We start from the raw sequence: 14457 nt of genomic DNA, 5'->3' as shown, positions 1-14457 counted from the left end.
GCAAGGGGGAGGTCAATCCTGTTCCTTCATAAGCAGTGATTTGCGCCATACGCAACGATCAAAAGGTGCGCCGATGACCGACCTGTATATCGGCGGCACGTGGACCAAGCCGGCCGACGGCGGGCGGCGGAGCATTCGCTCTCCGGCCGACGGCAGCCTCGTGACCACGGTCGCAGAAGCCACCGCGACCGACACGGTGGCCGCCATCCGGGCCGCCCGGCGGGCCTTCGACCACGGCGAATGGCCGGGCACCCCGGCACGCGAGCGCGGCGAGCTGCTGCACCGGGTGGCCGACATCCTGCTGCGCGACCGCGACGCCTTCGCCCGCGCCGAGTCCGGCGACACCGGCAAGCGGCTGGTGGAAAGCGAGTACGACGTCGACGACTCCATCGCCTGCCTGCGCTACTTCGCCGGGGTGGCCGGCACCGACGCCGGCCGCGTGGTCGACACCGGCCGCGAGGACGCGATCAGCCGGATCGTCTACGAGCCGGTCGGCGTGTGCGGCCTGATCACCCCGTGGAACTACCCGCTGCTCCAGGCGACCTGGAAGGTGGCGCCCGCGCTCGCCGCCGGCAACACCTTCGTGCTCAAGCCCAGCGAGCTGACCCCCAGCACCTCGATCCTGCTCGTGCGCGCCTTGGAGGAGGCGGGCCTGCCGCCCGGCGTGGCCAACCTGGTCCTGGGCGCCGGACCGGCCGCGGGCGCGCCGCTGGCCGAGCACCCCGACGTCGACCTGGTGTCGTTCACCGGGGGAGTGGAGACCGGGCGCCGGATCATGGCCGCGGCCGCCGCCACGGTCAAGCGGGTGGCGCTGGAGCTGGGCGGCAAGAACCCCAACATCGTCTTCGCCGACGCCGACTTCGAGACCGCGGTCGACTTCGCGCTCACCGCCGTCTTCCTGCACTCCGGCCAGGTCTGCTCGGCCGGGGCGCGGCTGCTGGTGGAGGACTCCCTCCACGACGCCTTCGTGGAGGAGGTGGTACGGCGGGCCGAGCTGATCCGCCTCGGCGGCCCGGAGGACCCCGACGCCCATGCCGGGCCGCTCATCTCCGCCGAGCACCTGGCCAAGGTCGAGGAGTACGTCGCCGCCGGCCTGGCCGAAGGCGCGGTGCTGCGCTGCGGCGGCCACCGGCTGGACCGCCCCGGCCACTTCTACCGGCCGACCGTGCTGGACGAGTGCAAGCAGGGCATGCGCGTGGTGCGCGAGGAGTCCTTCGGCCCGGTGCTCACCGTGGAGCGCTTCACGACCGAGGAGGAGGCCGTCCGCCTCGCCAACGACACCGAGTACGGCCTGGCCGGAGCCGTCTGGACCCAGGACGCCGGCAAGGCGCAGCGGGTCGCGGGCAGGCTCCGCGCCGGCACGGTGTGGATCAACGACTACCACCCCTACGTGCCGCAGGCCGAATGGGGCGGTTTCAAGCAGTCGGGCATCGGCCGGGAACTCGGCCCGACCGGCCTGGACGAATATCGCGAGATCAAGCACGTGTGGCAGAACACCCGCCCGCGCCCCCAGCGGTGGTTCCCCGTGAACTGACGCTCCGCCGACCGCTCCGACGACCCAAGAGGTGGTCATGACTGTGCCGTCCGTGGCCAGAGACAGCAGGGCCGAACGAAGCAGTGCAGCCGACCCCGACCACACCCAGGCCCCGCCCGTGCTGGCCGTACGCGGGCTGTGGAAGGTGTTCGGCCCCAAAGCCGACAGCGTCGTCGGCAGCACGCTGCCCCGCGCCGAGCTCAAGGCGCGCACCGGCTGCGTCGCCGCCGTCCGCGACGTCTCCTTCGAGGTACGGCGCGGCGAGATGTTCGTCGTCATGGGCCTGTCGGGATCCGGCAAGTCCACGCTGGTGCGCTGCCTGACCCGGCTCATCGAGCCCACGGCGGGCGAGATCCTGCTGGACGGCGAGGACGTGCGCCGGGCCGACGAGCGGCGGCTGCGCGAGCTGCGGCGGCACCGCATCGCCATGGTCTTCCAGCACTTCGGCCTGCTGCCGCACCGCTGCGTGCTGGACAACGTGGCCTTCGGGCTGGAGATCCGCGGCGTGGCCAAGCCGGACCGGTACGCGCGGGCTCGCGAGGTCATCGGGCTGGTGGGCCTGGGCGGGTTCGAGAACTCCTACCCCGACCAGCTGTCCGGCGGCATGCAGCAGCGCGTCGGCCTGGCCAGGGCGCTGGCCGCCGACCCCGACGTGCTGCTGTTCGACGAGCCGTTCTCGGCCCTCGACCCGCTCATCAGGCGCGAGATGCAAAACGAGGTCATCCGCCTGCACCGCGAGGTCGGCAAGACGATGATCTTCATCACCCATGACCTGTCGGAGGCGCTCAAGCTCGGCGACCGCATCCTCATCATGCGCGACGGCGAGCTGGTCCAGGTCGGCACCCCCGACCAGGTCGTGGGCGCGCCCGCCGACGACTACGTCAGGGACTTCGTCAGCGACGTGCCGCGCTCGCACGTGCTGACGCTGCGCTGGATCATGCGCGAGCCGCAGCCCGGCGACGACCTGGACGGCCCGGTGCTCGGCCCCGACGTGGTGATCCGCGACGCCGTACGGGCGGTGCTGTCGGCCGAGCGGCCGGTGCGCGTCGTGGACGGCGAGCGGCTGCTCGGGGTCGTGACCAGCGCGGAGATCCTCGAAGTGATCGCCGGAGAGCAGCGATGACGGCCGTCTCCGTCGCCGCGGCCAAGGCACCCGCCCGAAGGCACCTGCTGCTCGTGGTGCTCGCCGCGTGGGTGCTCGGCTGGGTGGTGCTGCGCGGGCGCGACACGCTGGCGCTGGGCGGCGCCGAGCTCACCCCGCTGCACACCGCGCTGGGCGAGGGCATGGACGCCGTCGACGACAGCCGCAACAGCAACCCGTTCTTCCTCTACTTCGTCAACTACATCCGGCTGTTCATCGACGAGGCCGTGACCTTCGTCCAGGCCCTGATCAGCCAGCCGTCCTTCGGCCGCCCCGTGCCCGTGCTCGGCTGGCTCGGCGTGACCGGGCTGGCCGCCGGCATCGCCCTGCTGTACGGCAACCGCCGCGTGGCGCTGCTGACGGCGGCCGGCTTCCTGTCCTTCGGCGTGCTCGGCCTGTGGCAGGAGAGCATGGACACGCTGGCGCTGACGCTGACCGCGGTGGCGCTGTCGCTGGCCGTGGGCATCCCGCTCGGGGTGTGGGCCGGGCTCAGCGACCGCTTCAACCGGCTGGTCACCCCGGTGCTGGACTTCATGCAGACCATGCCGACGTTCGTCTACCTGGCGCCCCTGACCCTGTTCTTCCTCATCGGCCCGGCCAGCGCCACGGTCGCCACGATGATCTACGCGATCCCGCCGGCCATCCGCATCACCGCGCACGGCATCCGCCACGTCTCGCACGAGACGCTGGAGGCCGGGGCCTCGCTCGGCGCGACGGCCGCCCAGTCGCTGCGGCACGTGCGGCTGCCCATGGCCAAGCAGACCATCATCGTCGGCGTCAACCAGACCATCATGGCCGCCCTGTCCATGGCGACCATCGCGGCCCTCATCGACGCCCCCGGCCTGGGCCAGACCGTGCTGAAGGCGCTCCAGACGCTCGACGTCGGCACCGCGTTCAACGCCGGGCTGGCCATCGTCATCATGGCCGTCGTCCTGGACCGGGTGACCTCCGCGGCCAGCCGCCGCGTGGAGGCGGAGCGCCGCGCGGGCCGGCTGCGGAGCCCGCGCGGGCGCCGCCTGGAGGTGGCGGGCGTGCTGGGCGTGGCCGGCGTGCTGGGCTACCTGTCCTACACCTACGTGTGGGCGGCGGAGTTCCCGGCCGAGGCCAACCTCGGCTCCTACGTCCGCCGCGCCGCCGACGCCGCCAGCGTCTGGGTGCAGGACAACCTGGCCGCCTACACCGACGCCGTGAAGAACCTGCTCACCAACGCGCTGCTCAACCCCTTCGAGGCGCTGCTGACCGGCTCGCCCTGGTGGCTGGTGGCCGCCGCGGCCGTGGCCGTCGCGCTGCTCGTGGGCAACGTGCGGGCCGCCGTCGTCACCGCCGCCGGGCTGGCGGCGCTGGTGCTGCTCGGGCTGTGGCAGGACAGCATGGTCACGCTGGCCTCCACGCTGGTGGCGACCGTGCTGGTGATGATCCTCGGCGTGGTGGCCGGGGTGTGGATGGGCCGCAGCGACCGGGCCGACACCGTGCTGCGCCCGGTGCTGGACGCCGGGCAGACCATGCCGGCCTTCGTCTACCTGGTGCCCATCCTCGGCCTGTTCGGCCCGACCCGGTTCACCGCCATCATCGCGGCCGTCGTGTTCGCCGCGCCCGTGGCGATCAAGCTCGTCGCCGAGGGGATCAGGGGCGTGTCGGCGACCACCGTCGAGGCCGCCACGTCGGCGGGCGCGAGCACCTGGCAGCTCATCTCCAAGGTGCAGCTGCCCATGGCGCGCAGCGCCGTGACGCTGGCCGCGAGCCAGGGACTCATCTACGTGCTGTCGATGGTGGTCGTCGGCGGCCTGGTCGGCGCGGGCGCGCTCGGCTACGACGTCGTGGCCGGATTCTCCCAGCACCAGCTGCGGGGCAAGGGGCTGGCCGCCGGGCTCGCGATCGTCGTGCTCGGCATCGTCCTGGACCGCGTGATGCGGGCCGCCACCCAGCGGGCGGACGCGGCCTCGCACGGCGGAGCGCATCGGACATCCCATCGGAACTGAGAGTCAGGAGGACCAGGTGGCATTCGCAAGGAGCGGAAGGGTGAGGGTGGTCACGCTCGTGACGGGCGCCGGACTCCTGCTCACCGCGTGCGGCGGGGCCAAGGTCGGGGAGAGCGGCTCGGCCCAGAGCGGCGCGAAGACCGGCTGCGGCACCTTCAACCTCGCCATCAACCCGTGGGTGGGCTACGAGGCCAACGCCGCGGTGATCGCCCACGTGGCCGAGAAGCAGCTCGGCTGCAAGGTCGTCAAGAAGGACCTCAAGGAGGAGGTGGCCTGGCAGGGCTTCGCCACCGGCGAGGTCGACGCCATCGTGGAGAACTGGGCGCACGACGACCTGAAGAAGAAGTACATCGAGGAGCAGAAGGTCGCGGTGAACGCCGGGCCGACCGGCAACAAGGGCGTCATCGGCTGGTACGTGGCGCCGTGGATGGCCGAGAAGTACCCCGACATCACCGACTGGAAGAACCTCAACAAGTACGCCGACCTGTTCAAGACCTCCGAGTCCGGCGGCAAGGGCCAGCTCCTCGACGGCGACCCCTCGTTCGTCACCAACGACGAGGCCCTGGTCAAGAACCTCAAGCTGAACTACAAGGTCGTCTACGCGGGCAGCGAGACCGCGCTCATCAGCGCCTTCCGCCAGTCGCAGAAGGAGCAGAAGCCGATCATCGGCTACTTCTACGAGCCGCAGTGGTTCCTGTCGGAGGTCCGGCTGGTCAAGGTGAACCTGCCAGCCTACACGCCCGGCTGCGACGCCGACCCCGCCAAGGTGGCCTGCGACTACCCGCCGTATGAGCTCGACAAGATCGTCAGCAAGAGGTTCGCCGACTCCGGGAGCCCCGCCTACACGCTGGTCAAGAACTTCACCTGGACCAACGACGACCAGAACCTCGTGGCCAAGTACATCGCGCAGGACAAGATGACGCCCGAGGAGGCCGCCGCCAAGTGGGTGGCGGACAACCCCGGCAAGGTCAAGGCCTGGCTGCCCACCGGCTGACCCTCGCACCGGCCTGTGCCCGCCCGGCCCGATCGGCGACCCCGACCGGGCCGGGCTCGCGTGTGTCCGCGGCCGGTACGGCAGGCCGTACGAAATTGGACAAAACAGCTCTTGACACCCGCCTGGGGGCAGGCGACGCTTGTTGCGGAAAGTGCTCTAGGTTGCATATTTCGCAACAACGGAGGTGGCTATGACGGGCCCGAGCGTCGTCATCATCGGCGCGGGCGTGGTCGGCGCGGCTGTGGCCGACGAGCTGTCCGCCCGCGGCTGGACCGACGTCACCGTCGTCGACCAAGGGGACGTGCCCGCCACCGGCGGGTCCTCCTCGCACGCCCCCGGTCTGGTGTTCCAGATCAACGGCTCCAAGACCATGACGCAGCTGGCCCGGTACACCGTCGAGAAGTTCGTCGAGCTCGACAGCTTCCTCCAGGTCGGCGGGCTGGAGGTGGCCACCACCCCGGAACGGCTGGCCGAGCTGCACCGGCGCCATGGCTGGGCCGCCTCCTGGGGGATCGAGGCCCGCCTGCTGACTCCCGAGGAGTGCGTGGACAAGCACAGCCTCCTCGACCCCGGCAAGATCCTCGGCGGCCTGTTCATCCCCACCGACGGGCTGGCCAAGGCCGTCAAGGCCGTGGACGCCCAGCTGGCCCGGGCGCGGGCGCGCGGGGTGCGGGTGCTGCCCCGGCACGAGGTGCTCGACATCCGCACCCAAAGCGGCCGGGTCGCCGCGGTGGTGACCGACCAGGGCGAGATCCCCGCCGACGTCGTGGTGTGCTGCGCCGGCATCTGGGGGCCGCGCGTGGCCCGCATGGCCGGCATGGAGCTGCCGCTCACGCCGCTCGCCCACCAGCTCGCCTGGACCGGCCGGGTGCCCGGCCTGGCCGGCCAGGGCGCCGAGGCCACCCGGCCGATCCTCCGCCACCAGGACGCCGACCTGTACTTCCGCGAGCGCTACGACACCCTCGGCATCGGCTACTACGGCCACCGGCCGATGCCGGTCAGCCCCGACGACATCCTGTCCGTCGACGCCGCCGAGGTCATGCCGTCCGTGCTCACCTTCACCCCCGACGACTTCGCCGAGGCGTGGAAAGAGACCCAGGAACTGCTGCCCGCCACCCGCTCGGCCAAGGTCGAGGAGGGCATCAACGGGCTGTTCTCCTTCACCACCGACCACCTGCCGCTGATGGGCCAGTCGCGGGAGGTGCAGGGCTTCTGGGTGGCCGAGGCGGTGTGGGTCACCCACTCCGCCGGGGTGGGCCGCGCCATGGCCGAATGGCTCGTGGACGGCCACTGCTCCTCCTTCGACCTGCACGAGTGCGACGTCAACCGGTTCGAGCCGCACCAGCTCGCCCCCGACTACGTGCTGGAGCGCGGCTGCCAGAACTACGTCGAGGTCTACGACATCATCCACCCGCTCCAGCCGATGGAGCGGCCCCGCCCGCTGCGCACCAGCCCGTTCCACTCGCGCCAGCAGGAGCTGGGCGCGACGTTCCTGGAGGCCTCCGGCTGGGAGCGGCCGCAGTGGTACGGCGCCAACGCCCCGCTGCTGGAGGGGCGGCAGATCCCGGCCCCCGGCGACTGGGCCGCGCAGTACTGGTCGCCCATCGTGGGCGCCGAGGCGCTGGCCACCCGCGAGGCGGTGGCCATGTACGACATGACCGCGCTCAAGCGCCTGGAGGTGAGCGGGCCCGGCGCGCTGGGCTTCCTCCAGCGCGTGACCACCGGCGACCTCGACAAGTCCGTCGGCTCGGTGACCTACTGCCTGCTGCTCGACGTGGACGGCGGCATCCGCAGCGACATCACCGTGGCCCGGCTCGGCCCCTCCCACTTCCAGGTCGGCGCGAACGGCAACCTCGACCTGGACTGGCTGGAGCGGCACCGCCCCGGAGACGTGTACATCCGCGACATCACCCCCGGCACCTGCTGCGTCGGCGTCTGGGGGCCGAAGGCGCGCGAGATGGTCCAGCCGCTCACCCCGGCCGACCTGACCGCCCTGCGGTACTTCCGCGGCACCCGCACCTACATCGGCAACGTGCCCGTCACCATGCTGCGCCTGTCCTACGTCGGCGAGCTGGGCTGGGAGATCTACACCACCGCCGACATGGGGCTCAAGCTGTGGGACACGCTCTGGCGGGCGGGCCGGGACCACGGCGTCATCGCCGCCGGCCGCGGCGCCTTCACCAGCCTGCGCCTGGAGAAGGGCTACCGCTCCTTCGGCGCCGACATGACCTTCGAGCACGACCCCTACGAGGCGGGCCTCGGCTTCGCCGTCAAGCTGGACAAGGGCGACTTCCTCGGGCGCGAGGCGCTGCTGGAGCGCAGGGAGCGGGTCACCCGGCGGCTCACCTGCCTGCTCGCCGACGAGGTGGTCATGGGCAGGGAGCCGGTCTACGACGGCGATCGGCCCGTCGGGTACGTCACCAGCGCCGCCTACGGCTACACGGTCGGCGGCGCCATCGCCTACGCCTGGCTGCCCGCCGAGCTCGCCACCCCCGGCCAGACCGTCCACATCGGCTACTTCGACCGGCGGGTCCGGGCCGTCGTCGCCGAGGAGCCCCTGTTCGACCCGGCGATGAGCCGGCTGCGCGGTTAGGAGGACGCACATGATCGACACGCCGCTGGACGCCCCGCTGGAGACGGCCGACCCGGAGATCCACGCCGCCATCACCGCCGAGCTGACCCGCCAGCGCACCACGCTGGAGATGATCGCCTCCGAGAACTTCGCGCCGGCCGCCGTCATGGCCGCCCAGGGCTCGGTGCTGACCAACAAGTACGCCGAGGGCTACCCGGGCAGGCGCTACTACGGCGGCTGCGAGCACGTGGACGTGGTCGAGCAGCTGGCCATCGACCGGGTCAAGAAGCTGTTCGGCGCGGAGGCGGCCAACGTGCAGCCGCACTCGGGCGCCCAGGCCAACGCCGCGGCCATGGCCGCCCTGCTGGAGCCCGGAGACACCATCCTCGGCCTGGACCTGGCCCACGGCGGCCACCTCACCCACGGCATGCGGATCAACTTCTCCGGCCGCCTGTACAACGTGGTCGCCTACCACGTACGGCAGAGCGACCACCTGGTCGACATGGACGAGGTCGAGCGGCTGGCCCGCGAGCACCGCCCCAGGCTGATCATCGCCGGCTGGTCGGCCTACCCCCGGCAGCTGGACTTCGCGGCCTTCCGCCGCATCGCCGACGAGGTCGGCGCCTACCTGCTGGTGGACATGGCGCACTTCGCCGGGCTGGTCGCGGCCGGGCTGCACCCCTCGCCGGTGCCGCACGCCCACGTCGTCACCACGACCACGCACAAGACCCTCGGCGGGCCGCGCGGCGGCGTGATCCTGTCCACCGGGGACCTGGCCAAGAAGATCAACTCGGCGGTGTTCCCCGGCCAGCAGGGCGGGCCGCTGGAGCACGTCATCGCCGCCAAGGCCGTGGCGTTCAAGCTGGCCGCCGAGGAGGCGTTCAGGGAGCGGCAGCGCCGTACGCTGGAGGGCGCCCGCATCCTGGCCGAGCGGCTGACGGCCCCCGACGCGGCCGCCGGGGTCAGGGTGCTCACCGGCGGCACCGACGTCCACCTGGTGCTGGTGGACCTGCGCGAATCCGAGCTGGACGGCAGGCAGGCCGAGGACCGGCTGCATTCCGTGGGCGTCACCGTCAACCGCAACGCCGTGCCGTTCGACCCCAGGCCGCCCATGGTCACCTCCGGGCTGCGGATCGGCACGCCCGCGCTGGCCACGCGCGGCTTCGGCCCCGCCGACTTCCGCGAGGTCGCCGACGTCATCGCGGCGGCGCTCCAGCCGCGGGCCGACCTGGCGTTCCTGCGCGGCCGGGTCGAGGCGCTGGCCGCCAAGTACCCCCTCTACGGAGGAGCCGCATGATGCAGCTGCCCGAGCACCCGGACTGGCTGTGGGAGAGTGCCGCGCCGAAGCGCTCCTACGACGTGGTGATCGTCGGCGCGGGCGGGCACGGCCTGGCCACCGCCTACTACCTGGCGAGGAACCACGGCATCACCGACGTCGCGGTGCTGGAGCGCGGCTGGCTGGCCGGCGGCAACATGGCGCGCAACACCACGATCATCCGCTCCAACTACCTGTGGGACGAGAGCGCCGGCATCTACGAGCACGCGCTGAAGCTGTGGGAGACCCTGGAGGAGGAGCTGGACTACCCGCTGCTGTTCAGCCAGCGCGGCGTGCTCAACCTCGCCCACAGCCTGCAGGACGTGCGCGACAGCGTGCGCCGGGTGGAGGCCAACCGGCTCAACGGCGTGGACGCCGAGTGGCTGGACCCCCGGCAGGTCAAGGAGGTCTGCCCGATCGTCAACATCTCGCAGGACGTGCGCTACCCGGTGCTCGGGGCGACCTTCCAGCCGCGCGCCGGCATCGCCAAGCACGACCACGTCGCCTGGGGCTTCGCCAAGGCGGCGGCGGCGCTCGGCGTGCACTTCGTCGAGAACTGCGAGGTCACCGGGCTGCGCGTGAGCAACGGCCGGGTGACCGGCGTGGAGACCACGCGCGGGACCATCGGCGCGGGCCGGGTCGCGCTGTGCGCGGCCGGGCACACCTCCGTCGTGGCCGCCACGGCGGGCATCGACCTGCCGCTGCAGAGCCACCCGCTCCAGGCGCTGGTGTCGGAGCTGCTGGAGCCCGTCCACCCGACGGTCGTCATGTCCAACGCCGTCCACGTCTACGTCAGCCAGGCCCACAAGGGCGAGCTCGTCATGGGCGCCGGGATCGACGCGGCCAACTCCTACCGCCAGCGGGGGGCCTTCCACATCATCGAGCGGCAGATGGCCGCGGCCCTGGAGCTGTTCCCCGTCTTCGCCCGCGCCCACGTGCTGCGCACCTGGGGCGGCGTGGTGGACGTCTCCCCGGACGCCTCGCCGATCGTCGGCCTCAGCCCGGTCGAGGGCCTATACCTCAACTGCGGCTGGGGGACCGGCGGCTTCAAGGCCACCCCCGGCGTGGGCTGGTGCTTCGCGCACACCGTGGCCCACGACGAGCCGCACCCGCTCACCGCCCCCTTCTCCCTTGACCGATTCGTCACCGGGGCGCTCGTCGACGAGCACGGCGCCGCCGCTGTCGCGCACTGATGACGCGCACTGACGACGAGCACTGAGGACGACACGATGCTGCTGATCCCATGCCCATGGTGCGGCCCTCGCGACGAGGCCGAGTTCCACTACGGCGGGCAGGCCCACGTCGCCTACCCGCAGGATCCGGCCGCGCTCTCCGACGAGCAGTGGGCGCGCTACCTGTTCTTCCGCGACAACCCCAAGGGGGTCTTCGCCGAGCGCTGGAGCCACTCGGCGGGCTGCCGCCGCTGGTTCAACGCGCTGCGCGACACGGCCACGAACGAGATCCACGCGGTCTACCGGGTGGGCGAGCCGAAGCCGGTGACCTCATGAGGCGCGAGAGCGGCGGTCGCGTCGACCGCTCCCGCGTGCTGCGCTTCACCTTCGACGGGCGCGAGTACACCGGCCACCCCGGCGACACCCTCGCCTCGGCGCTGCTGGCCAACGGCGTGCGGCGGGTGGCCGCGAGCGTCAAGCTGGGCCGCCCGCGCGGGGTGTTCTCGGCGGGCAGCGAGGAGCCGAACGCCCTGGTCCAGGTCGAGACGCCCTTCCCGGAGCCCATGCTGACCGCCACCACCGTCGAGCTGTACGACGGGCTGGCCGCCCGTGGCCTCGCCGGGCGCGGGCGGCTGGCGAGCGAGCCCGACCCGGCCCGCTACGACGCGGTCCACGCGCACTGCGACGTGCTGGTGGTGGGTGCGGGACCGGCCGGGCTGGCGGCGGCACGGGCCGCGGCGGCGACCGGAGCCCGGGTCATCCTCGCCGACGAGCAGCCCGAGCCGGGCGGCGGCCTGCTGGGCACGGCCGAGACCGTGGACGGGACGCCTGGCGCCGAGTGGGCCGCCGCGACGGCCGCCGCGCTGGAGGAGCTGCCCGACGTGCGGGTGCTGCGCCGTACCACCGTCTTCGGCTACTACGACGACAACTACCTGGTCGCCGTCGAGCGGCGCACCAACCACCTGGGCGCGCAGGCCCCTGCCCACGTGGCGCGGGAGCGGATCTGGCGCATCCGGGCGCGGCGCGTCGTGCTGGCCACCGGCGCGCACGAGCGGCCGATCGCCTTCGCGGGCAACGACCTGCCCGGCGTGATGCCGGCCGGGGCCGCCCGGACCTACCTCCACCGGTACGGCGTGCTCCCCGGCCGCCGGGCGGTGGTCTTCACCGCCAACGACAGCGCGTATGCCGCCGCGCTCGACCTCGCCGACGCGGGCGTGGACGTCGCGGCCATCGTGGACGTCCGGCAGGCCCCCGGCTCCTGCGCGACCCGCGCCCGCGAGCGCGGCATCGAGGTGCTGACCGGCCACGTCGTACGGCAGGCGCACGGCGACGGCCAGGTGGACGGGGTCGTCGCCGGCACGGACGGCGGCGACGTGCTGGAGGAACGGCCGATCGACGCCGACCTGCTGCTGGTGTCGGGCGGCTGGAGCCCGGTCGTGCACCTGTTCAGCCAGTCCGGCGGCAGCCTGCGCTACGACGAGGAGCTCGGCGCCATGCTCCCCGGCCGGTCACGGCAGGCGGTGGAGGTGGCCGGGGCCGCCAGGGGCGTGTTCACGTTGGAGGCGTGCCTGGCCGACGGCGCCGGGGCGGGGGAGCGGGCGGTCTCCGGCACCGGTCCCGCCCCCGTCGAGCCGTCGCCGCCCGCGGGCGTGCCGTACTGGCTGGTCCCGGCCGCCGACTACTCGGCGCACTTCGTGGACCTGCAGCGCGACGTCACGGTCGCCGACGTGCGCCGCGCCACCGGCGCGGGGCTGCGCTCGGTCGAGCACGTCAAGCGCTACACCACCGCCGGGACGGCGCACGACCAGGGCAAGACCTCCGGCCTGCTGACCACCGCCGTCATGGCCCACCTGCTCGGCGTCCCGGTCGCCGACCTCGGCGTCACCACGTTCCGCGCGCCGTACCTGCCGGTCAGCTTCGCGGCGCTGGCGGGGCGGGACCGGGGCGAGCTGCACGACCCGGTCAGGGTGACCGCCCTGCACGAGTGGCACGTGGCCAACGGCGCGCTGTTCGAGAACGTCGGCCAGTGGAAGCGGCCCTGGTACTACCCGCGTCCCGGGGAGGACATGGAGGCGGCGGTGCTGCGCGAGTGCCGGGCGGCGCGCGAGCAGGTGGCCGCGATGGACGCCTCCACGCTCGGCAAGATCGACGTGATCGGGCCGGACGCCGGGGAGTTCCTGGACCGGCTCTACACCAACCTGATGAGCACCCTCAAGGTCGGCGCCATCCGCTACGGCGTGATGTGCCGGGCCGACGGGATGGTCTTCGACGACGGCACCGTCATCCGCCTGGCCGAGGACCACTTCCTCGTCACCACCACGACCGGCAACGCCGCCGCCGTGCTGGACTGGATGGAGGAGTGGCTGCAGACCGAGTGGCCCTCGCTGCGGGTGTACTGCACGTCGGTCACCGAGCAGTGGGCCACGGTCGCCCTGGTCGGGCCGCGCTCGCGCGAGGTGCTCGCCCGCCTGGCGCCCGGCCTGCCGGTCGGCGCCGCGGAGTTCCCGTTCATGACCTGGCGGGAGGCCGAGGTGGCCGGGCTGCCGGCGCGGGTGTGCCGGATCAGCTTCTCCGGCGAGCTGGCCTACGAGATCAACGTGACCTCGTGGGACGGCCTGCGGCTGTGGGAGGCGATCATGGCGGAGGGCGTCACGCCGTACGGCACCGAGACCATGCACGTGCTGCGCGCCGAGAAGGGCTACCCCATCGTCGGCCAGGACACCGACGGCACGGTCACCCCGCACGACCTGGGCATGTCGTGGGTGGTGTCGAAGAAGAAGCCCGACTTCGTCGGCAAGCGGTCCTTCGGCCGCGCCGACACCGCCAGGCCGGACCGCAAGCAGCTCGTCGGTCTGCTTCCGGAGGACCCCGCCTTCCTGCTGCCCGAGGGGACCCACCTGGTGGCTCCCGAGACGGTCGGGCCCGGGCGGCGGCTGCCGGAGCCGCCCGTGCCGATGCTGGGACACGTGACCTCCAGCTACCGCAGCGCGGCGCTGGGCCGTACCTTCGCGCTCGCCCTGGTCAAGGCCGGGCAGTCCCGGTACGGCGAGCGGTTGTACGCGCCCGTCGGCGACACGCTGGTGCCCGTGACCGTCACCTCGCACGTCCTGTACGACCCGGAAGGAGCACGTCGTGATGGCTGAGCGCACGAGCCCGGCGGCGGCCTACGCCGAGCGGTTCGCCGCGGCCTCCGCCGGCGGGCGGGTGCGGCTGGCGGAGCTGCCGTTCCTCACCCACGTCAACGTGCGGGTGGACCCGTCCAGCCCGCCCGCCGAGGACCTCGGGGCCGCGCTCGGCGTGCCGCTGCCGGTCGAGCCCAACACCACCGCGGTCTCCGGCGAGGTCACCGTGGCGTGGCTCGGCCCCGACGAGTGGCTGGTGGTCGCGCCGGAGGGCTACCGGATCGAGCTGCTGCGCAAGGCCCTCGGCGAGCGGCACGGGTCGGTCGTCGACGTGTCCGCCCACCGCACCACCCTGCTGGTGGCCGGGCCGCGGGCGCGCGACGTGCTCGCCCACGGCTGCTCCCTGGACCTGCATCCGCGCGAGTTCGGGCCGGGGCGGTGCGCGCAGACCATGCTCGCGCGGGCGCAGGTCGTGCTGCTGCCCGAGGAGGACGGCTGCCGCGTGCTGGTGCGCTCCTCCTTCGCGGGCTACCTGGCCGAGTGGCTGCTCGACGCGGCGACGGAATACCTGCGATGAGCATCGGCGTCTTCGACCTTTTCAAGATCGGTATCGGTCCGTCCAGCTCGC

At 72.6% G+C, this 14457-nt stretch carries 10 protein-coding genes; all 10 read left to right on the top strand.

The features are described from left to right. Positions 1–73 precede the first annotated feature (73 nt). The 10 genes from BSB02_RS36525 (at position 74) to BSB02_RS36485 (ending at position 14406) form a co-directional block, all read left to right on the top strand. Positions 74–1534 carry an aldehyde dehydrogenase family protein gene (locus BSB02_RS36525; RefSeq protein WP_084965581.1) on the top strand — a complete coding sequence of 487 codons (1461 nt, stop codon included), beginning with the start codon at positions 74–76 and terminating at the stop codon, positions 1532–1534. A gap of 37 nt (positions 1535–1571) precedes the next feature. After that, entirely contained in the window at positions 1572–2657 is a 1086-nt protein-coding gene (locus BSB02_RS36520) for a quaternary amine ABC transporter ATP-binding protein (RefSeq protein ID WP_084965601.1), read from the top strand. Then, complete coding sequence (locus BSB02_RS36515; RefSeq protein WP_084965580.1) at positions 2654–4654, top strand: ABC transporter permease; 2001 nt, start codon at positions 2654–2656, stop codon at positions 4652–4654. The genes BSB02_RS36520 and BSB02_RS36515 overlap by 4 nt, the downstream gene beginning before the upstream one ends. A gap of 40 nt (positions 4655–4694) precedes the next feature. Continuing rightward, positions 4695–5648, top strand: coding sequence for an ABC transporter substrate-binding protein (locus tag BSB02_RS36510; RefSeq protein WP_206185087.1), 954 nt, complete (start codon positions 4695–4697; stop codon positions 5646–5648). 190 nt (positions 5649–5838) lie between these two features. Then, on the top strand, positions 5839–8241 hold the full coding sequence (locus BSB02_RS36505; protein WP_084965578.1) for a GcvT family protein: 2403 nt from the start codon (positions 5839–5841) through the stop codon (positions 8239–8241). Between the two features lie 10 nt (positions 8242–8251). After that, entirely contained in the window at positions 8252–9517 is a 1266-nt protein-coding gene (gene glyA, locus BSB02_RS36500; RefSeq protein WP_084965577.1) for a serine hydroxymethyltransferase, read from the top strand. Continuing rightward, positions 9514–10728, top strand: a complete 1215-nt coding sequence (locus BSB02_RS36495; RefSeq protein WP_084965576.1) for a sarcosine oxidase subunit beta family protein — start codon at positions 9514–9516, stop codon at positions 10726–10728. Before glyA ends, BSB02_RS36495 begins: the two co-directional genes overlap by 4 nt. Positions 10729–10764: 36 nt before the next feature. After that, entirely contained in the window at positions 10765–11043 is a 279-nt protein-coding gene (locus tag BSB02_RS41755) for a sarcosine oxidase subunit delta (RefSeq protein ID WP_206185086.1), read from the top strand. Beyond that, positions 11040–13850 (top strand): sarcosine oxidase subunit alpha family protein, encoded by a 2811-nt coding sequence (locus BSB02_RS36490; RefSeq protein WP_206185085.1) that lies wholly within the window; start codon positions 11040–11042, stop codon positions 13848–13850. Before BSB02_RS41755 ends, BSB02_RS36490 begins: the two co-directional genes overlap by 4 nt. Further along, on the top strand, positions 13843–14406 hold the full coding sequence (locus tag BSB02_RS36485) for a sarcosine oxidase subunit gamma (protein ID WP_084965575.1): 564 nt from the start codon (positions 13843–13845) through the stop codon (positions 14404–14406). The genes BSB02_RS36490 and BSB02_RS36485 overlap by 8 nt, the downstream gene beginning before the upstream one ends. The last annotated feature ends 51 nt before the right edge of the window (positions 14407–14457 follow it).

Origin of the sequence: Thermoactinospora rubra, from assembly GCF_002093975.1 — a bacterium.
GTDB classification, from domain to species: domain Bacteria; phylum Actinomycetota; class Actinomycetes; order Streptosporangiales; family Streptosporangiaceae; genus Nonomuraea; species Nonomuraea rubra_A.
Note: the sequence above shows the minus strand (reverse complement) of the source record. Positions and strands in the feature narration are given on the sequence as shown.

What these genes read in the sequence shown, in the direction of transcription:
- BSB02_RS36525 (WP_084965581.1), top strand. Translation starts at nt 74, where the DNA reads ATGACCGACCTGTATATCGGCGGCACGTGGACCAAGCCGGCCGACGGC.
- BSB02_RS36520 (WP_084965601.1), top strand. Translation starts at nt 1,572, where the DNA reads ATGACTGTGCCGTCCGTGGCCAGAGACAGCAGGGCCGAACGAAGCAGT.
- BSB02_RS36515 (WP_084965580.1), top strand. Translation starts at nt 2,654, where the DNA reads ATGACGGCCGTCTCCGTCGCCGCGGCCAAGGCACCCGCCCGAAGGCAC.
- BSB02_RS36505 (WP_084965578.1), top strand. Translation starts at nt 5,839, where the DNA reads ATGACGGGCCCGAGCGTCGTCATCATCGGCGCGGGCGTGGTCGGCGCG.
- glyA (WP_084965577.1), top strand. Translation starts at nt 8,252, where the DNA reads ATGATCGACACGCCGCTGGACGCCCCGCTGGAGACGGCCGACCCGGAG.
- BSB02_RS36495 (WP_084965576.1), top strand. Translation starts at nt 9,514, where the DNA reads ATGATGCAGCTGCCCGAGCACCCGGACTGGCTGTGGGAGAGTGCCGCG.
- BSB02_RS41755 (WP_206185086.1), top strand. Translation starts at nt 10,765, where the DNA reads ATGCTGCTGATCCCATGCCCATGGTGCGGCCCTCGCGACGAGGCCGAG.
- BSB02_RS36490 (WP_206185085.1), top strand. Translation starts at nt 11,040, where the DNA reads ATGAGGCGCGAGAGCGGCGGTCGCGTCGACCGCTCCCGCGTGCTGCGC.
- BSB02_RS36485 (WP_084965575.1), top strand. Translation starts at nt 13,843, where the DNA reads ATGGCTGAGCGCACGAGCCCGGCGGCGGCCTACGCCGAGCGGTTCGCC.